Raw genomic sequence first — 22,573 nt, forward strand, 5'->3', positions numbered from 1 at the left:
GGGCGGAGGCCGGAGGAGGCAGTGTGAAAGACATGCTCGACCACCGCTACGTGGACCGCGACGGCGTCGGTCTCCACTACGTCGTCGCCGAACCGGACACGGCATCCGCGGACGGCCCCCCTGGTTCCGCGGACGGCCCCCCGGGCACCGTGGTCCTCCTCCACGGTTTCCCGCACTTCTGGTTCACCTGGCACCGCATGATCCCCGTCCTCGCCGCAGCCGGGTGGCGGGTCATCGCGCCCGACCTGCGCGGCATGGGGCGTTCGGACGCGCCGGCCGACGTCCGGGCCTACTCGCCGCGCGAGGTGGTCGACGACGTCCTGGCGGTGTGCGACGCCGAGGGTGCGGAGCGCGTGGTGGTGGTGGGCTTCGATTTCGGCGCGGGCGTCGCGTACGACACCTGCCATCTGGAACCGGGCCGGGTGCGCGCGGTGATCGGGATGGAGAACCCGTTCATGGGTACCGCAGGGTCGGTGCCGCCGCTGGAGGGCTCGGCGATGATGGCCGAGAAGCACTTCCTGCACCTGAACTACTTCACGCAGCCGGGAGTGGCGGAGGCTGATCTCGCCGGCTGCGAGCGCGAGTTCCTCACCCGGGTCTTCTACGCCCTGTCCGCGGAGTACCACTACCTCGACGTCTGGCAGCACCCCCCGGGGTCGACCTATCTCGAGGCGCTGCCCCAGGCGCCGCCGCTGCCGTGGCGGTGGTTCTCCGTCGAGGAGATGGACGTCTACGAGGCCGAGTACGCCCGGACCGGGTTCGCCGGCCCGCTGCAGTGGTACCGGGCGATGGACGTGTCGTGGTTCGCGCGCAAAGAGTTCGAGCGGCAGACCAACCCCGTCCCGTTCTACTTCCTCTACTCCGAGCACGACCCGGACCTCGAGGGTTTCCACGGGCGGGATCCGCTCTCCAAGCTGGGGCGTCATCACGACGATGTGCGGATGGTCCGGGCGATCTCCTCACCGGCGGGGCATCTCATGCACCTGGAGGCCACGGAGGACACCCACCGGGAGATCCTCGCCTGCCTGGCGGACATCGCGGCCGCCGTTCCTGCCTGAGGCACTCGGCAGGCGCATGTCACCCCGCCCCCGCCCGAGCTCGCCCCCGACTACCTCTCCAGCACGCCCCCCGACTGCTCCGAGCCTGGTTGGCGGACAAGAGCTTCCGGTTGGCGGACAGGCGCATCGGGTTGGCGGACATTTTTCGCGTTTCAGGTCCGGTTTTCGCATATCGGGTCCGCCAGCTGCGAGGGGGTGACCGCCAGCTGCGAGGGGGTGACCGCCAGCTGCGAGGGGGTGACCGCCAACGGCGAGGACATGGCCGCCAAGCGAGGTGGGGTGCCCGCCAGCTGCCACGCGAGGGCTCGTTCAGGATGAAGTCAGGTGCCGGAGGTGTCGTCGGGCGCGGGTCAGGGCACTCGCGATATGGCCGATGACCTCCTCCGGGCGCATTCCCTTTGTCACACGGACGACCTGCCAGCCGAGGTCCGCCAACCGAGCGGTGATCCGGAGGTCCCGGCGCCACTGTTCCGGATCTCCGTGATGCCTGCCGTCGTAGAAGATCGCGACCTTCTCGCGGGCGTACGCGAGGTCGGCAATTGTAAGGAGATGCCCCGACGGTTCGCATATCTCGAACTGCGAGACTGGCTGAGGCAGTGAAGAGCGCTCGATTCTGAGCCGGAGGAGGCTCTCCTGCGGAGAGTGCGCGTCCGCGTCGCAGGCGGCGAGCAGTCGCACCACCCTCGAGACCCCGTGTTGGCCGGGCATCCGCGTTGCAGCGTCGGCAACCGCGCGAACGCTGGTGTTGGTGGCGAAGCACACGGAGTCCACGATGCAGATCCTCCGATCAGCGCCAGTGGACCACCTTGCCACGTCGACCGCGGTTCGGGCTGGTGCGGTAATTCGTACTCCGCCGATCTCGCACGCGTCCGCGGCCGGGATGGGTTGCCGCAGCCTGCGCTCCCGAACCCCGGTCGGCACGCGGGGCTCGGCTGAGGTGAAGACATCGACGACGCCGTTGCCCCGCTCTGTCGAGTACCAGTGTTCCCCATGGAGGTACGCGGCGGACCACCCTCCGATCACCGCGTCTGCAGGCGCCCAGATGTCGACCGCGCGTATGAAATCCCACCTGCTCAGCTGTGCCCCCTTCGCGGCGTACACACCGGGGACGATCATTCTGAACGTCGATCGGAGCGCGTATCTCGTCACCAGTCCGGTCTCGAGAGCCTGGCTCGCCGCGAATGGCTGCCCGCCTGCCACCGCATCCGCCAACGAGGCTGGGAGCGGGGTGGGAGGCCGGGTGTCTCGGAATCGCCGGTCGCGTCTCATGACGGCAATCCTGACCGGTCATCACGTGTCGACCGGCGGGTGACGACGTCCATGTGGACAGGGATGACGACGATTCACAGGAACTACGACGAGTTCAGTCCGCCGGGCTCACGTGGCGGTCCGGCAGACCGGGCCGGACCCGCTCCCCGAGTTGGCGGACATGCTTCGTCAGCTGGCGGGCAGGAGGTGCCACAATCGGCCCGGAATCGCACGAGAAGTCCGCCAACCGCGGGGGCAAGTCCGCCAACCGCGGGGGCAAGTCCGCCAACCGCGGGGGCAAGTCCGCCAGGCAGGCTGGCCGCGGGCTGACGAGACCTAGGCAGGGCTAGGGACCGAGACCGTACTTCTCGCCGAAGGCGGCGATGGACTCGAGCTTCTGTTCGGTGGAGCAGTCGAACCCGTGGCCGTCGACCATCCAGGGCATCACGATGATGTCGGTGACCCCGGCCTCGGCCAGCTCCGTGAAGCCCCGGGTGCCGAAGCGGTCGAGGCAGACCACCTGGATGGCGAAGGGGGTGCCGTCGCCGCGGTCGGCCAGCGAGCGACCGTCGGCCTCGAGGAGTTCGCCCAGCCGCCGGACGGTGGCGACGATCTCGTCGTAGCCCATCATGGCGCTGGTCCACCCCTGGCCCACGCGCGCGGCCCGCTTGAGCGCGATCTCGGTGTGGCCGCCCACGTAGAACGGCACCTGCTCGCTGGGCGCGGGGGTGAAGATCAGCTCGTCGAAGTCGAAGTGCTGGCCGTGGAACTCCATCCACTCACCCCGCAGGGCCTGGCGCATGATCGCCAGCGACTCGTCCGTGCGCTTGCCGCGGCCCTTGAACGGCGCGCCGCACCACTCGAACTCGTTGGGGTCCCAGCCGATGCCCACGCCCAGGTCCAAGCGGTTCCCGGTGAGCAACGCCACCGAGGCCACCTGCCTGGTGAGCAACAGCGGATTGCGCGGGCCGACCTTGAGCACCTGCGGGCAGAAGCGGATGGTCGAGGTGGCCCCGCCCATGGCCGCGGAGGCGATGAGCGGCTCTACCCACTGCGTGTCCTCGTTCCACATGCGCGAGCCGTCGGGGGTGTACGGGTAGTCCTCGTCCTGGCGTCGCGGGTGGAACAGCGAGTCGGGCAGGACGATCCGGTCGAAGCCGGCGGCCTCGGCACCGCGGGCGATGTCGATGATCTGATCGACGGGGGAGAAGGAGATGGGGACGGAGAACTCGGCGTCCACTACGCGGCCCATGGTCACTGGCCCTTTCCGGCGGCGCCGGCGATGGCGGCCCTGTCGTCGTCGGTGAGCGGCCGCAGTCCCGAGGCCATGGCCACGTCCTGCTCCCAGAAGGCGCGAAGGGAGACCAGACGACCGTCGGAGTCGACGCGGTAGTCCACGGCGATGTCGATCTCCATGATGCTGGAGCCCATGTGGGTGCGCATGGTGCCGACGCAGAGAAGTTCGTCGCCCGCGGCGATCCCCCGATCGAAGCGGAACTCGATGTGGTCCGGGGTGGCCACGGCTTTCTCCCAGAACTCCAGGAGTCGCGTCGTGCCGGTGTGGCCGATTCCCTCGGCGTCGAACATCGACGGACCCACGGGATCCTCGATAGTGCCCTCGGGGGACCATCCGGCGATCCAGGCGTCGCGGTCGCCGGCGTTGGTCGCCGCCCACGAGCGGCGCGCGGCGGCGAAGGCGGGACTGGCCAGGGCGGCGTCGCTCATCTCCAGAGGCCGATACTGGCCGGTCTCATCCAGGTAGGGATTGCTCATGAGTGACGCTCCCGACGGTCGGTCCCCACGACCCACATGGAGAAGTACTGGGACCCGCCGCCGTAGGCGTGACCGAGGGCCTTGCGTGCCCCCGGGACCTGGTGCTCGTCGGCGCGGCCCATGACCTGCCGGGCGGCCTCGGCGAAGCGCAGCATGCCGGACGCGCCGATCGGGTTGGAGCACAGCACGCCGCCGGACGGGTTGACGGGCAGGGACCCGTCGCGCGCGGTGGCACCGGACTCGGTCATGCGCCAGCCCTCGCCCTCCTCGCAGAACCCGAGGTTCTCCAGCCACATGGGCTCGAACCAGGAGAAGGGGACGTAGATCTCGGCCGCGTCGATCTCCTCGGCCGGGTTGGTGATCCCGGCCTCGGCCCACAGCGCGGCGGCGGCGTCGCGGCCGGCCTGCGGATTGCGGTAGTTGCGGAACGCGTAGGTGCCGGGCTCGGTGCGCAGCGCGGTGGCGTGCACCCAGGCGACGTTCCGGCCGGTGGACTCGACCGCCTCGGCCGCCTCGGCGTCGCCGAGGACGATCGCGCAGGCGCCGTCGGAGGACGGGCAGGTCTCGTCGAACCGGATGGGGTCCCACAGCATCTGCCCCTGCAGCACCTTGTCCACCGTGAGGTCGGGCTGCTTGAGGTGGGCGTGGGGGTTGATGGACCCGTTGAGCCGGTCCTTGACCGCCACCATCGCGCCGACGTGCTCAGGGGCCCCGGTGGTGCGGATGTAGGAGCGCACGTGCGGGGCGAAGTACCCGCCGGCACCGGCCCCGACGGGGGCCGTGAACGGCACGGGCAGGCTGAGCGCCCACATGGCGTTGGACTCGGACTGCTTCTCCCACGCCACGGCCAGCACGCGACGGTAGCGGCCGGACTGGATGTGCGAGGCGGCCACCACGGCGGTGGAGCCGCCGACCGAGCCGGCGGTGTGCACGCGCAGGAGCGGCTTGCCGACCGCGCCGAGCGCGTCGGCCATCATGAGCTCGGGCATCATCACGCCCTCGAACAGGTCCGGGGCCTTGCCCACGATCACCGCGTCGATGTCGTCCCATCCCACGCCGGCGTCGGTCATGGCGGCGTCGATCGCCTCGCGGCAGAGGCCGGCCATGGAGACGTCGGTTCGCCGGGCGACGTGGTGGGTCTGGCCGGTGCCGAGAACGGCCGCGGGGAGACCGGTGCTGTGGGCGCTCATGCGGGGCGTCCTTCCAGGAGGCAGATGAGGTTCTGCTGGAGCAGATGTCCGCTGGTGGCGTGGGCGAGGGCGCGTTCGGTGCGGCCCTCCATGACGTCGTTGGCGGCGTAGCCGATGCGCTCGAGCCCGGCGGAGAACAGCGGGTCCGCGAGCAACGATCCGCCGGACGGGGTCACGGCCACGTGATCGCCGATACCCAGCGCGGCACGCAGGAGCAGTTCCTGGTGCGTGTACTGGGTGTGCAGCTCGGCGACGGTCACGCCACCGAGATCGGGGCGCTCGCCCGAGGACCGGGTGGCGCGCACGGCGGCGGCGCGGGCCGAGGGGGAGTCGGTGAGGTCGCGGGCGCCGAACTCGGCGGAGTCGGCGATGTGCTCGATCCCGGTGACGTAGGCCGGGGTGTCGACCAGGTCCCGGGCCCGGTCGCCGGAGGCGAGGATGATGGCGCCGGCGCCGTCGGTGACCGGCGGGCAGTCGTGCCGGCGCAGCGGGTCGGCCACATACGGCTCGGCGAGCAGCTCCCGCTCATCGCGGCCGGTGGCCCGGGCGGCCACCGAGGCCATCTCGCCCTCGGACCACCTGCCGGCGTCGATCCCCGCGCGGGCCTGCAACGCGGCCATGTGGTGGCGGCCGGGCCACAGCGGGGCCACGGTGTACGGGTCGAGCTGCAGCGCGAGCGCCGAGTCGAGGTCGGTGCTCGCCGAGGCCTTGCCGAACCCGTAGACCAACGCGGTGTCGGCCTGGCCGGTGGCGATCTTGAGGTAGGCCTCGAAGAACGCCCAGGCGGCGTCCATCTCCACGTGCGACTCGCAGATGGGAGGGAACGCGCCGATGGTGTCGACGGCGGAGATGAAGGAGAAGGCCCGGCCGGCGAGGTAGTCGGAGGAACCGGAGCACCAGAACTCGATGTCAGTGCGGTCCAGCCCGGTCTGCCGGTAACACTCGGCGAAGACGGGTGCGAGCATCTCGACACCGTTGGTGGTGCCGAAGGTGGACTCTGTGTGTCGGGCGTGGGCGAAACCGACGACGGCCACGTCCCGGGGTGCGGTGGGGGTCACGGGTGTCCTCTACAGGTGATCGGCGTAGGTGTCGGGGTCGGCGTCCGGATCGCCGGTCGGCTCGAAGTGCGTGATGGCCTTCATCGATGCCGGGCGGTCGGCCTCGGGTGTCCAGACCGCGCGCACCCGCATACCCATGCGCACCTCGGAGGCCTCGCAGCCGAGAACCAGGTGCTGGATGGGGACGTCGGACCCGTCCAGGAGGATGTACGCGGTGACGTACGGGGGCGTGATCTCCTGACCGGCGAACGGCACGTTGACGATGCCGAACGTGGTGACCGTGCCGACGCCGGAGACCTCCACGTACTCGCCCATGGCCACCCCGTCGGAGGGGCAGTAGTCGCGCGGCGGGACGTAGACCTCGGGTCCGTTGGAGCGACGCCGCCCGAGCACACGGCCCTGCACGATGGCCCGGAGGAACTCGCTCTCGGCGGGACCCGCGGTGTGGGTCACCGAGAGCCCGATCGGGGTGACGACCATGGTGACGGGCTCGTCCCCGGAGGGCTGCGGGACCTCGTCGTCGTCGCCCTGATCGGTGCCGCCCGGGTCGTCCCCACCCGCCACGTCCACGGGGACCACGCACGCGATGTCGTGGATGGTCCCGGTCCGCTCGGCGGACCACCGTAGCCGCACGCGCATCCCCGAGCTCACGTCCTCGGGGCCGTCGGCGGCGAGGGGCAGCAGGATGGCGGTGTCGGCGCCGTCGAACCGGACCAGGGCCCAGGCGAACGGCGAGTCGAGCGGGTTGACGCCGGTTGGTTCGGGAACCCAGGTCCAGACGACGACGACGCCGTCGATCCCGGTCCCGGAGCCCACCTCGACGAAGTCCGTCAGGGCCTCGTGCGTGTGGGGGTCGAACTCCACCGGCGGCAGGTGCACGGCGCCGCGGGAGTCGCGGACCCCCACGAGTCGGCGGTCGCGCAGGCCGGTGAAGAACGCGCCCAGGACCGGTCCGGTCGACCGCGTGTAGTCGAAGGACGGGGCGAGCGGGGCCTCGAGCACGGCCTCGTCGGGCGGGGTGATGTCGACAACGATCTCTCTGGATGTCACGCCACAAGTAGAACACGTTCCACTGCGCCGTGTGTGACTTTTCGTGAGCCGGACACCGTCGCGGGGCGGTCTGGGTCACACTGGTCCCCATGAAATTCGCCTTGCAGCTCGGATACTGGGGCGCCCAGCCGCCCACCAACCACGCCGACCTCGTGGTGGCCGCGGACAGGGCGGGGTTCGACACCGTCTTCACCGCCGAGGCCTGGGGTTCGGACGCGTTCACCCCGCTCGCCTGGTACGGCTCGCTCACCGAACGCATCCGCCTGTCCACGGCGGTGGTGCAGCTGTCCGCCCGGACGCCCACGGCCACCGCGATGAGCACCATGACCCTGGACCACCTCTCCGGTGGCCGGTTCTGCCTGGGCCTGGGCGTCTCCGGTCCGCAGGTGGTGGAGGGCTGGTACGGCCAGCCGTTCGCCAGGCCGTTGGCCCGGACGCGGGAGTACATCGACATCATCCGCGCGGTGCTCCGCCGCGAGGCCCCCGTGACCTCCGACGGACCCGCGTACGCCCTGCCGTACCAGGGGCCGGGCGCCTCCGGACTGGGCAAACCGCTCAAGTCGATCCTCCACCCGCTGCGCGAGGACGTGCCCATCTGGCTGGGGGCCGAGGGGCCCAAGAACGTGGCACTCGCCGCCGAGATCGCGGACGGGTGGCTGGGGTTCCTGGCCTCGCCGCGGACCGCGCACGAGTTCAACGCGTGGCTCGACGAGGGCTTCGCCCGACCCGGCGCGCGGCGGACCCGGGAGGACTTCGAGGTGGCGTTCCTGTGCCAGCTTCACATCACCGACGACAGGCGCGCGGTCCTCGACGCGTACAAGCCGTTCACCGCGCTCTACGCCGGTGGCATGGGCGCGGAGGAGAAGAACTTCCACGCCGAGGCGTTCCGCCGGATGGGCTTCGACGACGACGTCGACCGCATCACCGAGCTGTTCCGCTCCGGGCGCAAGGAGGAGGCCGCGGCGGCGGTCCCGGACGAGATGGTCGAGGCCACCGCGATCATCGGCGACGAGGACTCGGTGCGGTCGCAGATCGCCGAGTGGGAGGCCGCGGGTGTGACCATGCTCGTGGTGACGGCCCGCTCGGTGGAGGAGATCGAGTCACTGAGCCGGTTGATGGACTGAGGCAATCCCTGGACCCCTGGCAGGAACAGGTTCTAGTCTGGGGTCATGAGCGCACCCACACCCACCATTCCCACCGAGACCGGAGTCCTGAACAACCGGACCGGGGAGTACGTGACCAGTGTCTACCGGATCGCCGAGGCCGAGCCGGATCGCGTCGCGGTGATCGAGGCGTCCGGCCGCCAGGTGACCTTCGGCGAACTCGTGGACGCGGCACACGGCCACGCGCGGGGACTGCGCGCGCTGGGTCTGGGGGCCGGGGACGGGATCGTCCTGATGGCGCCGAACAGTATCGGTTTCCTCGAGGTCTACTTCGCCGCACTCGAGATCGGTCTCTACGTGGCCCCCGCCAACTGGCACCTGACCGGGCCCGAGGTGGCCTACATCCTGGAGAACTCGGGCTCGACGGTGTTCGTGGCCGACGAGAGGTTCGCCGACGTGGCCACCACCGCCGCCGCCGAGGCCGGACTCGACCCCGCCCGCTGCTACGCGATCGGGGACGTACCGGGGTTCCGGCCGCTCTCCGAGCTCGCCGTCCCGGCCGAGGGGGAGGACCCCTTGCCGTCGGGCCGCACCCTCGGCGCCCCGATGCTCTACACCTCGGGCACCACCGGTCGCCCCAAGGGCGTGCGCAGGCCTCTGACCGGCGCCTCTCCCGACCAGGTGACGGTTCCCAACTACTTCTTCTTCGCCGGCTTCGGCATCCAGGGCGCGGACAACGTGCACATTTGCGGCTCACCGCTCTACCACACGGCCGTCCTCAACTTCGTCGCCATCTCGCTCAACCTGGGCCAGACGGTGGTGCTCATGGACAAGTGGGCCCCGGAGGAGATGCTGCGTCTCATCGACGCGCACGGCGTGACCCAGTCCCACATGGTCCCGACCCAGTTCTCGCGTCTGCTCGAGCTGCCGGAGGACGTGCGCGCGAAGTACGACGTGTCGAGCCTCCGGACGATCGTCCACGGCGCCGCCCCGTGTCCGAAGCACGTCAAGCAGGCGATGTTGGACTGGTGGGGGCCCGTCCTCACCGAGTACTACGCCGGCACCGAGGGCGGTGGCTGCACCATCACCGGCGAGGAGTGGCTGCGCAAGCCCGGTAGCGTGGGCCGGCCGTGGAAGACCACCACCCTGAAGATCCTCGACGACGACGGCAACGAGTTGCCCGCCGGCGAAACGGGCAACGTCTACCTCCAGATGCACGGGTCCAAGTTCGAGTATCACCAGGACGCCGAGAAGACTGCGAAGACCTACGTCGGCGAGCTGTTCACCATGGGCGACATCGGCTACGTGGACTCCGACGGCTACCTGTTCCTGTGCGACCGCAAGAACGACATGATCATCTCCGGGGGCGTGAACATCTACCCGGCCGAGATCGAGTCGGAGATGACCCGCCACGAGGCCGTCCGCGACGTGGCGGTGTTCGGTATCCCGCACCCCGACTGGGGTGAGGAGGTCAAGGCCGTGGTGGAGCTGGCCGAGGGTTTTGTCGAGTCCGACGAGCTCAAGGCGCAGATCCTCGACGACCTCTCCGGCCGACTGGCCAAGTTCAAGATGCCGCGGTCGATCGACGTGGTGGAGGAGCTGCCCCGGCAGGCCAACGGCAAGTTGGTCAAGCGCAAGCTCAAGGATCCGTACTGGTCGGACGCGAAGTAGGTCGCCCGGTGCGGGCGCGCATGCTGGACTCCGAATTGGGCTGACACGCTAGTCGAGCCCCTGCGCCCTCGATGGGAGGGTGGCAGGGGCTCGACGCGTTGCGACCGGTCTGACGGTTACCTGATCAGCTGATGCCGATCAGCTGGCTGATGTCGAGTCCGTTGATGATCTCCGAGCTGAAGGAGGCCGGGTCGCTGGAGATGCCGCCCGCGGTGGTGGATCCGGAGGTGAGGGAGCCCAGTCCGAGCCCGTCGAGGCTGCCGGTGAAGGCCTCGGCGGCGTTGGGCTCGCGGATGGTGACGCAGGTGTCGATGGGGTTGACGATCCATCGGCCGCTGGCGAGCGCGACATCCGTGCCGGCGCCGGTGTTCAAGACAGTGCCGGGCGTAGCATCGTTGGGTACCCGGTAGGTGGTCTCGAGGGTGACGAAGGAACCGCCGGCGGTGGTCCAGCCCGAGCCCTCGCGGTAGACCGAGTTGTTGCCGGAGTTGGTGCGGACATCGCTGGTCACAGAGGTCCATGACTGGCCACCAAGGACTTTCCAGACGCTCTCCCGGGCGCGGAGGAGCTCAAAACCCTCTGGGTGGAAGTCGTCGATCCGGGTGACCAGGGCACCGGCACCGCTGACCGTGGTCCGGAAGGTCACCTCACCGCCGGGGGCGGCCGTGCCGTCGCCGACGACTTCCTTGTTGATGTAGTAGCTGGTGCCCAAGGACCCGGCCCAACTGCGCTCGACGATCTGGCTGGTCTTGCACTGTGACGTATCCGTGACCTGGGCTGAGGCGGTGGCGGTGCCGACGGTCAGCCCCGACACGGCCATCAGAGCGGCCGCCCCCAGAGCGAGCAGCTTCCTGTTGTTCTCAGGCATTCATCGGTCCTTTCGATGTGCAGAAGGCGGCGGCTGCGGTCTTGGTGTGATTGGGCAAGCGCCTGATGGAGGTTGGGCCGCCGGAGCCGATGGTCGCGCTTGGAGATGGGCACCCTGCGTGCGGTAACGAATTGCCTTCGCACCCTAAGAGCTTCCATAACTATGTGTCACGCATCACTATGACGAGCCTGGTTGGGACCATACCGCATGGGCGGTGAGCCGCAAGGCCCACGTGGCGCTGACGTCGGTCTTAGCGGAGAGAAACGCGGCGGACCGTTTCCGGCGCCCGGGGTCGATCGCGGACCGATCGGAATTGGACGGTTGAAAAGAAAGCTCACCAACCATCTGGACGCTCGTGCAGGTGTGAGCTAGGTTACATCCATGCCTCGACCCGATTCGTCGTCCTCACGGCTCCACCGGAATCGTCGCGGGACGCTGGCGGCTCTTGCCGCAGTGGTGGTCCCGATGGCGACCGCTGGCTGCGTGGCCACGGCGGCCCCTGGCGATTCCGCGTCTGCCGAGCAGTTGCGTCAGGAGTACTCCGCGGACGGTGTGGTGTGGGGAGGCGTCGAGGCGATCCCGTGGGACGAGACCACCGTTCTGGTCCCCGGTGGGCGCGGCAATGAGACGACCTTCCAGATGAGGACATCCGGAGACGGTGACCTCAACGGCGAGGTGTATCTGGGCGACTGGTCCATCGATCGCGGGAGTGCATGGTTCCGCGTGGACGTGGACGGAGTTCCGGGCCAGAGCGTCCTCATCGCGTCCGGCGATACCCGCGCGTCGGGCGTGATCGTGAGCAACTTCATGCTCACGTCCGGAAAGTCGGTGGAGTTGACCCTCAGCGTCGGTGTGCCGTTCGGCGAGACCGCCCAAGCCGCGCGGATCGTCCCTGACTGGGGGCTCGTCCTGGAGGAGAAGGCTCCCTCCGGCGGTGGATCCGGGTCTGCCGGATCCATCGGCGGCGGCTCGCTGGGATCGAGCGGCGCTGGTTCACGTGGCTCCTCGGGCTCGGTGGGCAGCGGTGGCTCGTCCGGCTCACTGGGAGGCCCCTCGGTGTTCGGCGGATAGCGCCGGTTTTCCCTGCCCCGGGGATTCACGCCGGGGCTCCTGATCCTGGTCGAGGGCACCCGCCACCGGCCGCCGACGGACACCAGGTGTCCGTCACCAACAGCGATGAGAAGGCGCGTGGCCGGTGACATCGCAACGCTGACACGGCCCCCGGCCATCCCAGCGTGTTCACAGAGAAGAGGAAGCATGAAGAAGATCACCAAGGGTGCGATCGCCCTCGGAGCGGCCGCGCTGCTCCTTGCCGGCGGCGCTGGAACGATGGCGGCGTGGAGCGACGAGGCAAGCCTCGGTGGCGGCGAGGTCACCGCCGGCCATCTGCGCATCACCGAAGCGGCCGCGGGTGCGTGGACCTGGGCTGACGGTGAGACGTTTGACCCGGCCACGGACCTGATCGTTCCCGGTGACGTCGTCGAGTACACCGCCTCCTATGATCTCGATGTCGCGGGCACCAACCTCGTCGCCACGCTTACCCCGACTCTCGGCGGCATTGATGAGACCGGCCTCGGCCAGTACCTGACCGTCGACGCACAGTCGGACACGACAGGCATCACGCTCGGCAACATCACCGAGGCTAACGACGGCGACACCGTCGAGGTGACCACCACCATCACGTTCGACTCGGACACCATGGACCAGGACGGTATGGATCTGACGGCCAACCTCGCCGGTTCGACGATCACGCTCGAGCAGACCGCTCCGGCGAGCAACTGATCTGAGCTGATCAAGTGATACCCGCTCATCTTCGTTGGTCCCTAGCGGCAGCTGCTGTCGCGGGGGTGTCCGTCTTGTCCGTGCAGCAGACCGGTGCATTATGGAGCGATTCTGCGGAGTCGCCCGGGGCGACCATCAGCTCCGGCCGGCTCGACATCTCTGTCGGCACGTCCGAGACCCGGACGGAGGCGTACGGGTTCGCCGATCTGGCGATGGAAGACATGATGAGTGGCGACTCTGTGCAGCGCCCGCTGCACGTGCACAACACCGGCAGTGTCGCCATGCAGTACCGGTTGGTTTCGGCTGAACTCGGTGCGGATCTGCCGCTAGATCTGCGGGTCGCCGCGGTGTCCTCCGAGTCCGAATGTCTGGGCTCGGGGGACACCGCTGGCAGCACGCTGTACTCGGGCGCCCTGCCGTCGGCGTCGACCGCCGACCGCGACCTCGCGGCCGGTGCGTCAGAGATCGTGTGCTTCCGGGTGGAGATGGTCGACGACCCGACCGCCGGCGAAGAGGGCGCTGCCGTCTTCACGTTTCAGGCGACGCAGTCATGACCTCGGTCGTGGACCGACCGGGGGCGGTGGCGGAGGCCGAACTGGAACGGACCGGGGTGTGGTGGTGGATCCGGACGGTCACGTCCTGGCTGCTCATGCTCATAGCGGTTGCGGTGCTGGCCGCGCTCGTGGTGGTGCCCCGACTCGCCGGCGCCACTCCGTACACGGTGCTCACGAGCTCGATGGAGCCCACGCTCTCGCCGGGCACGTTGATCGTGGTCAAACCCGTCGCCGCCACGGAGCTTCGCGCGGGTGACGTGATCACCTTCCAGATCGAGTCGGACAACCCGGCCGTCAACACCCACCGCATCACGCAGGTGGCCTACGACGCTCAGGGGACTCCACGGTTTCGGACCCAGGGCGATGCCAACAATGTTGCCGACAGAAACCTGCTGGTCCCCGGGCAGATTCGGGGAAAGTACTGGTATTCGGTTCCCTACCTCGGCTATGCCAACAACGCGCTGACGGGCGACAGCCGTCAGGTACTGCTCGTGGTCGCAGTGGGTGGGCTGAGTACCTATGCGCTGTGGATGTTCGGGTCGGGTGTCGCTGACGTTCGGCGCAGGCGCAGCGGTGCGGCCGATGCGGGATCGGAGAATGAGAATGACGACCTCTGACAGGCGGATCGGCGGCGGGAAGCGGTCCGGGCCGCGGAACCTCCGTGGTGGACGTGCGTGGGCGTATGCCCGCGGCGGGTTGACGGTCGGGATCGTTCTGGGCGCCGGCGCGGTCGGCACGATGGCGGCCTGGTCGGATTCGGCCACGGCGGTGAGTGGAAATTTCAGCGCCGGAGAAGTCGAGGTGGTGAACCTCGAAATCAATGGTGATGCCCCCGTCCATCAGTTCCTCACGATGAATCGCAGTAGCGTGCTCCGTGGCCAGAGTGCGGCGGGATCGCTCGACGTCCAAAACACCGGCACGGCCGATCTCACTTGGTCGATGTCCGCCGGGGCGAGCGGTGCGCAGGAGCTGACCAGCGTGCTGACGGTGGGTCTGTATTCCGGGGCGGGCAACAACGGCTTCACCTGTTCGGGTCAGCAGATCGGGTCGACGCTGGCGATGTCGTCGTCGCCGACCCTCGCGACCGAGAGGCCTCTCGCGAGCGGGGCGTCCGAAGAGGTGTGTGTGCAGGTGACGGTTCGATCCGATGCGGGAATCGCGGCCCGCTTCAAGATCGCGAATCCGACGTTCCAGTTCGTGGCAGAGGGGGCGTGATGGCGATGGCCGAGCAGTCGACCACCCCGACTGACACCTCCCGGGCGGACCGTCGTGATCGGGTCCGCGAGCTGATCCTCAACGTGGGGGCCGTGGTCGGACTCGTCTGCATCGTGGTCGCTGCGCTCTCGATGCTGCTCGGGGTGACCCCACTTGTCTTCCGGTCAGGTTCGATGTCGCCGGAGATCCCGACCGGGTCCCTGGCACTGGCCCGGTCGGTGCCGGCATCGGAGATCGCCGTAGGCGATGTGGTGAGTGTGGACAACCAGCAGGGAGTCCGCATCACCCATCGCGTGGTTGACCTGGCCGCAGCGCCGGCTGATAGCGGCGTCGTGGCGACCCTGCAGGGCGATGCCAACCCGGTCCCGGACGTATCGCCGTACGTGTTCGACCACGCAGATCGGGTGTTCTTTCACGTTCCGGCGATCGGATACGCGGTGGGTTGGCTGACGAGCCCTGTCGCGATCTTCTTCGGGGGCGCGCTCGTCGGCGCCGTGGTGGTCCTGGCGGCCGGGTACGGCCCAGCGCCGCGCCGGGCCGAACGACCAGAAGACGACGACAACTTCAGTTCCGAAGCTCAGGAGGGGCACCGTGCGTGATCACACACCGATCAGGGCTCGCATGACGTCGTGGCGTATCGCGATAGCGACTGTCGGCGTCGCCGCGATGGCGGTGACCCTGGGGCAGTCCGTGTCGACTCTCGCCAATCCCAATGAAGCGGTCTCAACTGAAGGCTCCCAGATCGCTACGGGCAACTTCTTCCCGACGCCGCTGGTTACTAATATCCGGTGTTCTACTAAATCAGGATTTCTTTGGCAGAATTCTACCGTGAGCTGGGATCCTCCCACACCCGCCCCGGGATTGGAATCACAGACGTATCGATACCGGGTGGACTGGGCAAACGGTAACGGCGAGGTCTTTAGGAGCTACGAGACCAACGAGACATCATCGGGCGAAATCCAGGTCGGCGTAACCGCCAGGACCACGCGTATCCGCGTTCATACAATCAACCCAAACGCGCCGGGAATCGTATCCTCTGGCTTCAGTAGCCATACTGTTTATTCATCGACCATCACCTATACCTATTGCACCGGTGACCCACGGTACGACGCCCCGAACCAGCCATGGGAGAACACCTCCGAGTGGAACCCGGCGCTGCCAGCACCCGCGTCGGCCGGGCAGCAGACCGTGGTGATGGCTCAACGCTCGGGGCTGGCAGCCGACGTCGAGCAGGTGGAAGAAGACCAGGCTGAAGTGGTCGCGGTGGCCGGGGCGGAGTCGTCCGAGGAGACGCGTGCCCCGACCGCCAACGAGACGAGCGAGGCGTCGCCGTCGCCGTTGTCGACGCCTGCGGTGACTGCGCGGCCGCCAGCAACTTCGCGCTCTACTGTGACAACGGTGCCGAGTCCATCGGCGACCGCGACACCGTCGACCAGAGCGAGATCCGCGCCGACGCCGACGCCGACGCCGACGCCGACATCGACCCACACGCCGTCGACTTCTCCCCTCGCGATCACGACCACGACGCAGGCGCCGAGCACACCGGTGCGTCTATCCGGCGGAGGAGAGGCCGAGATCGCCGACGACACCAGGCTGGTGGTCTCCGGCGCGGGTGCACCGAAGTGTTCGGTCCTGGTCCGCAAGGGTTCGACACTTGAGGTACGGGATGGCGTCCTCGAAGTGACCGATGCGGTCGAGACCCGGGCCGTGGATCCGGAGTCGTGCGTACTGACCAAGATCTAGAACTGTTGGACTCGCCGCGTCAGATTCTCCGCCGACACGACTCGAGTTCTCCGCGCCAATCTGACAAGCGCTCAGTTGGTTGGTGCTCAAGCTGGCTTTGGTTGGTGCACTACAGAAGGCACGGACACGACAGGCTAGCGTCATGGACTCGTGTTCAGATGAGTATTTGTTTCTCGCGTCGACTTCGTTATTGTTATGTACGTCACACCGTGCGCACTGTGTCTTCGGCGATCAGCGTCGATCCGTGTACGGGGGTTCATGAAGACCAGGAGGGGTTCATGAGGAACGGAAAGACTGCCCGGGGGGTAGCCGGAGCGAGCGCGGCCGCAATGGCGGGCGCTGCACTCATTGTGGGCGGGGCGGGGGTCGCCTCGGCGGAGCCGGTATCGGCAAGCGCCACGTACTCGGGCGCATTCGCGTCGAGTTTCCGTATCGATCGGACGGTGAGTGAGGCGTCGCCGACGTACGGGGATCAGGTGACGGTCCGGACCAATGTGCAACGTACCTCCAATCTGGATCTGCTCTACGGGGTCCGGAGCGACGTGCCGTCCTGTTTCGAGCGGGTTGCCGGGACGACCAGGGGGCAGGCATCCGGGGGAGCTCTGATCACTGAGTCGAATAGCCAGTTCTCATTCTCGGGAAATCGCGCCAATTGGAACGGGCCGGGCGTCGGGCCGTGGTTCTGGATGGAGACGGACTACCGCGTGCTGTGTGGCGCGGGGAGCGTCCCGACCGGGGGTGCGGAGTTCGCCTCCGTCGCGGGCCAGTACCGGGGTTCGATGTCGCTCGGCCCGACCATCACCGTCCAGCGTATGGGCACCTCGGTATTTCTGGCACAGCCCACCAACCCGGAGGTCGGCCAGCAGGTCACACTGAGGGTCACGACCTCCGGCGTCCCCGATGGTGGTCAGGTCGTCTTCAACGTGGATGGCCAGAACGTCGGCAATGCCACTGTCTCAGCAAATCAGGCGACGCTTCCGTGGGCGCCGTCCGGCGCGGGTGCCAAGCAGGTTCGTGCCAGTTTTGCGCAGACCGGCACCCACGGAGGCTCTGTGTCGCAGGTACGTGAGGTGATCGTCTCGCCGAGCAACGTCGCTTCCACCGTGACAGTCGTGGCCACGGGCACACCGAAGGTCGGACTGAGTACGCAACTCACCGCGTCGGTCTCGCCGGCGGGCGCCGGTGGCGAGGTCGTATTCCTTGACGAGGGTGCCCAGATCGGCGCGGCGCCTGTCGGAGAAGACGGCACCGCGAGCATCGACTGGGTTCCGTCGGCGGGAGGCGAACGCACGATCGATGCCAACTTCTCGGGGCGCAGCGGCGTGGCCCCGTCCAATGGGGCGATCCCCGTCACCGTGGCCGCTGCCGATCCGAGCGACGTGGCGACCACCACAACGCTGGATCCGATCGCGACCACACCCGTAGGGCAGCAGATCACGCTCAGGGCCGTGGTCAATGCGGGCATGGCCGGTGGGATAGTCAGTTTCTACGACGGCAACAACCTGATCGGCACCGCCCCGGTCCAGTCGGACGGCACGGCGACCCTTCCGTGGAACCCGACCACCGACGGAGAGCGCACTGTCCGCGCTGTCTTCTCCGGACATGGCGTCTACCTGTCCTCGCAGGGCACCAGGCAGGCGATCATCACGCCGCAGGTCGTGAACCCGGAGCCCGACCCGGACCCGGAGCCGACCGACCCGGCCACGGGCAGTCTCGGTTCGCTGACTGACTCTCTGGGTGGCGGCGCCGGCGGAGCCGGGGCCCTGAGCTCACTCGGGAGCTGACTGACAAGTTGCTCGGTGCCCCGTCCCCGGAACGGGGCGGGGCGCCGAGCGGCCGGACCAGAACGCTGGGGTTCGGAAAGCGCGATGGCAGCAGGACAAGAGCGCAATGTGCTCGACAAGCGGGGAGACAGGAAATGATTCGACAAGTGGCACGACGGACTACAGCGGCAGTCTGCTCCGTTGGCTTGGCCGTGGGCTGTCTGGTCGTGGGCGGGGCGGGGGTCGCCACTGCGGAGCCGGTAACGGCCAGCGCTACGTACTCGGGTGCATTCGCGTCGAGTTTCCGTATCGATCGGACGGTGAGTGAGGCGTCGCCGGCGTATGGGGATCAGGTGACGGTCCGGACCAATGTGCAACGTACCTCCAATCTGGATCTGCTCTACGGGGTCCGGAGCGACGTGCCGTCCTGTTTCGAGCGGGTTGCCGGGACGACCAGGGGGCAGGCATCCGGGGGAGCTCTGATCACTGAGTCGAATAGCCAGTTCTCATTCTCGGGGAATCGCGCCGCTTGGAGCGGGTCCGGCGTCGGGCCGTGGTTCTGGATGGAGACGGACTACCGCGTGCTGTGTGGCGCCGGAAGCGTCCTGACCGGGGGTGCGGAGTTCGCGTCAGTTGCCGGCTCGTACCGGGGTTCGATGTCGCTCGGCCCCACTGTCACTGTGCAGCGCAAAGCCACGGCGACGTCGATCAATCAACCCCAGTCTGTCGTCATCGGTCAGTCCACGAATCTGAATGCGACCACCGACGCCCCGGACGGAACCACCCTCGAGTTCATCGTCGATGGTTCCGTGGTCGGCTCTGCGCCGGCATCGGGAGGTGCCGCTGCATTCAGCTGGACAGCAGGAGCCCCAGGGTCCTATGAAGTCCAGGCGCGCACCGTTGAGACCAACACTCACGGCGCGTCGTCGTCCTCGGTCGTGTCCGCGGAAGTAGTCAAATCCGACTCGACGGTGTCCGTCGGTGCCGCCTCGCCCGCCATGGCGGGGTCCGCGGTCCCGCTGACCGCCACCACCACCGGCATCCCCGACGGCGAGCCCGTCGAATTCCTCGTGGGCGGGCAGTCGCTCGGTACCGCAGACGTTGACGATGGCTCGGCGACGTACACGTCATGGACGCCAGCCACGGCGGGTGACTACACCGTTCAGGCGAGGTACGGAGGCTCTGCCACGGTGGCCGGATCGCAATCCCAGCAGGTCGGCGTCACTGTGATCGACCCGATCCAACAGACGTCCACCACGTTGACCGCCGACCCGACCCCCGTGCCGGGCCGGCCCTCCACTCTTACTGCCACCGTGGAGAACGGCAACGACGGAGACACCGTCGAATTCTCGAACTACGGCACGGTGGTCGGCACCGGCGCCGTCGAGGACGGCGTCGCCACATTCAGCTGGACGCCGTCCACCGGGCAGGCCGGCCAGCCTTACAGGCTCACAGCCGACTACCTCGGTTCGGGTGGATACGCGGCCTCCTCCTCCGACCCCGTCTCCGGCACCGTGGGGCTCGTTCAGACATCCGCTTCCGTCGTCGGCGCGCCCGCTACGGCGACGGTGGGGGAGCAGTTGACGCTCAGCGCGAGCATCGCTGGTGGTGCCGCAGGCCAGACCATCGAGTTCCGTGACGGCGACACCATCCTGGCGGCTGTGACTCTCCCGAGCAGCGGCGTCGCCACCGCCTTCTGGACCCCCGACGCGACCGGTGAGTACAACGTGACCGCGCACTACCCGGGCACCGCCACCACGAATCCCGCGTCTTCGCCCACCGCCACCACCATCAGCGTCCAGGCCAGAGAGTCGGCCATCGAACTGGCGGCGCCGTCGCCGGTGACTGTTGGCCAGACCTCCTCGCTGACCGCTCACACCACGGGCGTCCCCGACGGCCAGAGCATCAGCTTCACGGTCAACGGCACCGAGGTCGATACCGCTCAGGTTGCCGGCGCGCAGGCCAGCATCCAGTGGACCCCGGCAGTCACCGGCGAGTACGAGCTCCGGGCCGAGTACGCCGGCTCGAACGATGTGGGCGCTTCGCAGTCGAATCCCGTTCTCGTCGTCGTCACCAGCGTCGAGACCGCGACCTCGGTCGTCACCGCGTCATCCAATCCGGTCACCGGCGCTGCGGTGACCCTCACGGCCACCGTCACCGGCGGCACCCAGGGCGCCGACGTGGAGTTCCGCGAGGGCACCACCGTGCTGTGCAACTCCCAGGTGGGGGCTGACGGCACCGCCGCGTGCTCGTGGACCCCGGGGGAGATCGGGGACGTCGCGGTGACAGCGCACTACCCCGGTAACGACACCACCTCCGCCTCAGAGTCCCCGGCTTCCACCACCGTGCAGGTCGGACAGGGCACGGTGGCCGCGCCCACCGGGCTCATCGCGACACCAGCGGCCCCGACCACCGCGGACGTCGTCACCGTTTCCGGTCAGGCACCCGCCGGCTCCAGGGTCTACGTTTATGTCGATGGCGGCGAGGAGTGCACGGTGATCTCCGGCGCCGATGGCTCGTTCTCCTGCGACCTGGCTACCCTGCCGGTCGGCGGGAATCAGATCAAGACGGTGGCCGAGCTCAACGGAGTGCCGTCCCAGATCGTCACCCTCGATGTCACGGTCGGCATGGCCTCGTCGACGATGGCGCTGTCCGGCCCCGCGTCGGTGCAGCCGGGCCAGCCCGCGGTGCTGGACCTGACCACGTCGGGGATCGCAGACGGCCAGACGGTGGACATCCTCGTAGACGGGGACGTCGTCGGCCAGGCCACGGTCACCGGCGGCGCGGCCACCTACTCGTGGACGCCCACCGAGACCGGTGAGTTCGAAATCAGGGCCGGCTACGCGGGCTCCGGCACGGTCTCGCCCGTCCAGTCCGATGCGCTGACCATCACGGTCGACGAGACCGCCACCCAGATCTCCAGGGTCACCGCGCCCACCGGGGCGACCATCGGGCAACCCGTCACCCTGACGGCCTCCGTCAACGGAGGCGCCGAGGGTATCGGCGTGGTGTTCCGCGACGGCACTACGGAACTGTGCACCGGCCAGCTCGCAGCTGACGGCACCGCCAGCTGCGACTGGACTCCGGCCGTCGTCGGAACGGTCACAGTGCGGGCGCACTACCCGGGCGATGCCACCACCGGCGCCTCACAGTCGGTCAACGCAACCAGCATTTCCGTGGGCAAGACGGTCTCGACAGTCGACCTGCAGGCCACCAGCCCGGTCGAGGTCGGCGGGTCGGTGACGTTCACCATCATCACCACCGGCATCGCTGACGGCCAGACCGTCGACATCGCCGTGGACGGCACGGTGATCGGCTCTCCGACCGTCAGTGCAGGCCAGGCCACCTTCGCCTGGACCGCGCCCGCGACGACGGGCGATCTCACCGCAACGGCCGCGTACGCGGGCACGGACACCGTCGCCGGATCGGAGTCCGACTCGGAGACCATCGAGGTCGGACTGGCCGCAACCTCGACCTCCGGCGTCGCGGCCTCGTCCGGGGCCACCGCCGGGGAGCCGGTGCAGTTGTCGGCCACCGTGACAGGTGGAACCCAGGGCGTAGCAGTCGAATTTCGCGAGGGCACGACGGTGCTGTGCACCGGCCAGCTCGCAACCGACGGCGCCGTCAACTGCGAGTGGACCCCGGCTGCGGCCGGAACAGTCGCTGTGATCGCGCACTATCTAGGCGACGACGCGACCGGATCATCGCAGTCGGGCGCGGCCACCTCCGTCACGGTCGCGGCGGCACCCGACACCGAGGCGCCCGGGGCGCCCATCGGGATCTCCATCGCGCCCCAACCGGCCACCGCCGGCCAGACGGTCACGGTGACGGGTTCGGCTGAGGCCGACTCGACGGTGGCGGTGCTTGTCGACGGCGTGGAGGTCTGCGAGACCACCGCGACGGGCGGCATGTTCATGTGCGCCTTTGATGTCGCCGAGGCCATGGACGGCCACCAAGTGACGGTGACCGCCACCGACGAGGCCGGAAACACCTCCGGCGCCGCCGCCGGTGGCGAGCTACAGGTCGAGCCCGAGGCCGTGGACCCGACCGAGCCCACCATCACCCTGACCCCGGTTCAGCCGGTGGCCGGGCAGACGGTCGAGATCGAGGTCGCCGGTGACGCGGGAGAGGAAGTCGTGATCGTCTCCGGCGGCACCGAGATATGCCGGGTCACCCTCAACCAGGACGGGACCGCCACCTGTGGCTGGACACCGGCCGCGGAGGGACAGACCGTCCTGGAGGTCACCGTGGGTGATCAGACCGTCACGACGGCGGTCACCGTCCGGCCCGTTCCCGGTAGCGGAGACGACGATGACGACGACGGCTCGCTCGACATGGGCTCCCTCGGGGGTCTGTTCGGCGGGGCCGGCGGCTCGTCAGGCTCATCCGGATCGCTGAGCTCGCTTGGGGGCTGACCTAACCTTCGGCTGATCCGTCGCGAATCCGAGGGCCCGCCTTCTCTCCGGGGGAGGCGGGCCCTCGGCGTTGTCGTCGTCG

At 68.5% G+C, this 22,573-nt stretch carries 19 protein-coding genes; 12 read left to right on the forward strand and 7 right to left on the reverse strand.

Annotated features, from left to right (window positions below):
* Window positions 1-32 precede the first annotated feature (32 nt).
* On the forward strand, window positions 33-1,058 hold the full coding sequence (locus A6048_RS03330) for an alpha/beta hydrolase (protein ID WP_107748766.1): 1,026 nt from the start codon (window positions 33-35) through the stop codon (window positions 1,056-1,058).
* A gap of 309 nt (window positions 1,059-1,367) precedes the next feature.
* On the opposite strand, the gene A6048_RS18175 is transcribed toward A6048_RS03330, so the two are convergent.
* The 6 genes from A6048_RS18175 to A6048_RS03360 form a co-directional block, all read right to left on the reverse strand.
* A complete protein-coding gene (locus A6048_RS18175; protein WP_146166371.1) occupies window positions 1,368-2,174 on the reverse strand; it encodes a PDDEXK family nuclease in 807 nt (268 codons plus the stop codon).
* A gap of 478 nt (window positions 2,175-2,652) precedes the next feature.
* Window positions 2,653-3,558, reverse strand: a complete 906-nt coding sequence (locus tag A6048_RS03340; RefSeq protein WP_107748847.1) for a TIGR03619 family F420-dependent LLM class oxidoreductase — start codon at window positions 3,556-3,558, stop codon at window positions 2,653-2,655.
* 2 nt (window positions 3,559-3,560) lie between these two features.
* Entirely contained in the window at window positions 3,561-4,079 is a 519-nt protein-coding gene (locus A6048_RS03345; RefSeq protein WP_107748767.1) for a nuclear transport factor 2 family protein, read from the reverse strand.
* Entirely contained in the window at window positions 4,076-5,269 is a 1,194-nt protein-coding gene (locus A6048_RS03350; protein WP_107748768.1) for a thiolase domain-containing protein, read from the reverse strand. The genes A6048_RS03345 and A6048_RS03350 overlap by 4 nt, the downstream gene beginning before the upstream one ends.
* Complete coding sequence (locus A6048_RS03355; protein WP_107748769.1) at window positions 5,266-6,327, reverse strand: thiolase domain-containing protein; 1,062 nt, start codon at window positions 6,325-6,327, stop codon at window positions 5,266-5,268. The genes A6048_RS03350 and A6048_RS03355 overlap by 4 nt, the downstream gene beginning before the upstream one ends.
* 9 nt (window positions 6,328-6,336) lie before the next feature.
* On the reverse strand, window positions 6,337-7,377 hold the full coding sequence (locus A6048_RS03360; protein WP_235027390.1) for a Zn-ribbon domain-containing OB-fold protein: 1,041 nt from the start codon (window positions 7,375-7,377) through the stop codon (window positions 6,337-6,339).
* An 89-nt stretch (window positions 7,378-7,466) separates the two neighbouring features.
* On the opposite strand from A6048_RS03360, the gene A6048_RS03365 reads away from it, so the two are divergent.
* Entirely contained in the window at window positions 7,467-8,501 is a 1,035-nt protein-coding gene (locus A6048_RS03365; protein WP_107748770.1) for an LLM class F420-dependent oxidoreductase, read from the forward strand.
* 45 nt (window positions 8,502-8,546) lie between these two features.
* On the forward strand, window positions 8,547-10,151 hold the full coding sequence (locus A6048_RS03370) for an acyl-CoA synthetase (protein WP_200837325.1): 1,605 nt from the start codon (window positions 8,547-8,549) through the stop codon (window positions 10,149-10,151).
* A 124-nt stretch (window positions 10,152-10,275) separates the two neighbouring features.
* Here the strand turns inward: A6048_RS03370 and A6048_RS03375 are convergent, their stop codons facing one another.
* Window positions 10,276-11,019 (reverse strand): hypothetical protein, encoded by a 744-nt coding sequence (locus tag A6048_RS03375; protein WP_107748771.1) that lies wholly within the window; start codon window positions 11,017-11,019, stop codon window positions 10,276-10,278.
* A 381-nt stretch (window positions 11,020-11,400) separates the two neighbouring features.
* Between A6048_RS03375 and A6048_RS03380 the strand changes: the two genes are divergently transcribed.
* The 9 genes from A6048_RS03380 (at window position 11,401) to A6048_RS03425 (ending at window position 22,491) form a co-directional block, all read left to right on the forward strand.
* A complete protein-coding gene (locus A6048_RS03380; RefSeq protein ID WP_146166372.1) occupies window positions 11,401-12,090 on the forward strand; it encodes a hypothetical protein in 690 nt (229 codons plus the stop codon).
* A 186-nt stretch (window positions 12,091-12,276) separates the two neighbouring features.
* Entirely contained in the window at window positions 12,277-12,801 is a 525-nt protein-coding gene (locus A6048_RS03385) for an alternate-type signal peptide domain-containing protein (RefSeq protein WP_107748773.1), read from the forward strand.
* Window positions 12,802-12,866: 65 nt separating this feature from the next.
* The gene (locus A6048_RS03390; RefSeq protein WP_107748774.1) at window positions 12,867-13,355 is read left to right on the forward strand and encodes a hypothetical protein; all 489 of its coding nucleotides are present in this window, start codon (window positions 12,867-12,869) and stop codon (window positions 13,353-13,355) included.
* A complete protein-coding gene (locus A6048_RS03395; RefSeq protein ID WP_107748775.1) occupies window positions 13,352-13,972 on the forward strand; it encodes a signal peptidase I in 621 nt (206 codons plus the stop codon). The genes A6048_RS03390 and A6048_RS03395 overlap by 4 nt, the downstream gene beginning before the upstream one ends.
* Window positions 13,973-14,051: 79 nt before the next feature.
* Entirely contained in the window at window positions 14,052-14,570 is a 519-nt protein-coding gene (locus A6048_RS03400) for a SipW-dependent-type signal peptide-containing protein (protein WP_159110239.1), read from the forward strand.
* Complete coding sequence (locus tag A6048_RS03405) at window positions 14,570-15,169, forward strand: signal peptidase I (RefSeq protein WP_327494957.1); 600 nt, start codon at window positions 14,570-14,572, stop codon at window positions 15,167-15,169. The genes A6048_RS03400 and A6048_RS03405 overlap by 1 nt, the downstream gene beginning before the upstream one ends.
* A 289-nt stretch (window positions 15,170-15,458) precedes the next feature.
* A complete protein-coding gene (locus A6048_RS18180; protein WP_146166373.1) occupies window positions 15,459-16,313 on the forward strand; it encodes a hypothetical protein in 855 nt (284 codons plus the stop codon).
* A gap of 686 nt (window positions 16,314-16,999) precedes the next feature.
* Entirely contained in the window at window positions 17,000-18,097 is a 1,098-nt protein-coding gene (locus A6048_RS03420) for an Ig-like domain-containing protein (RefSeq protein ID WP_159110240.1), read from the forward strand.
* A gap of 542 nt (window positions 18,098-18,639) precedes the next feature.
* Window positions 18,640-22,491 (forward strand): beta strand repeat-containing protein, encoded by a 3,852-nt coding sequence (locus A6048_RS03425; protein WP_159110241.1) that lies wholly within the window; start codon window positions 18,640-18,642, stop codon window positions 22,489-22,491.
* Window positions 22,492-22,573: the final 82 nt, after the last annotated feature.

This window comes from Dietzia psychralcaliphila (genome assembly GCF_003096095.1).
In the GTDB taxonomy this organism is placed as follows: Bacteria; Actinomycetota; Actinomycetes; order Mycobacteriales; family Mycobacteriaceae; genus Dietzia; species Dietzia psychralcaliphila.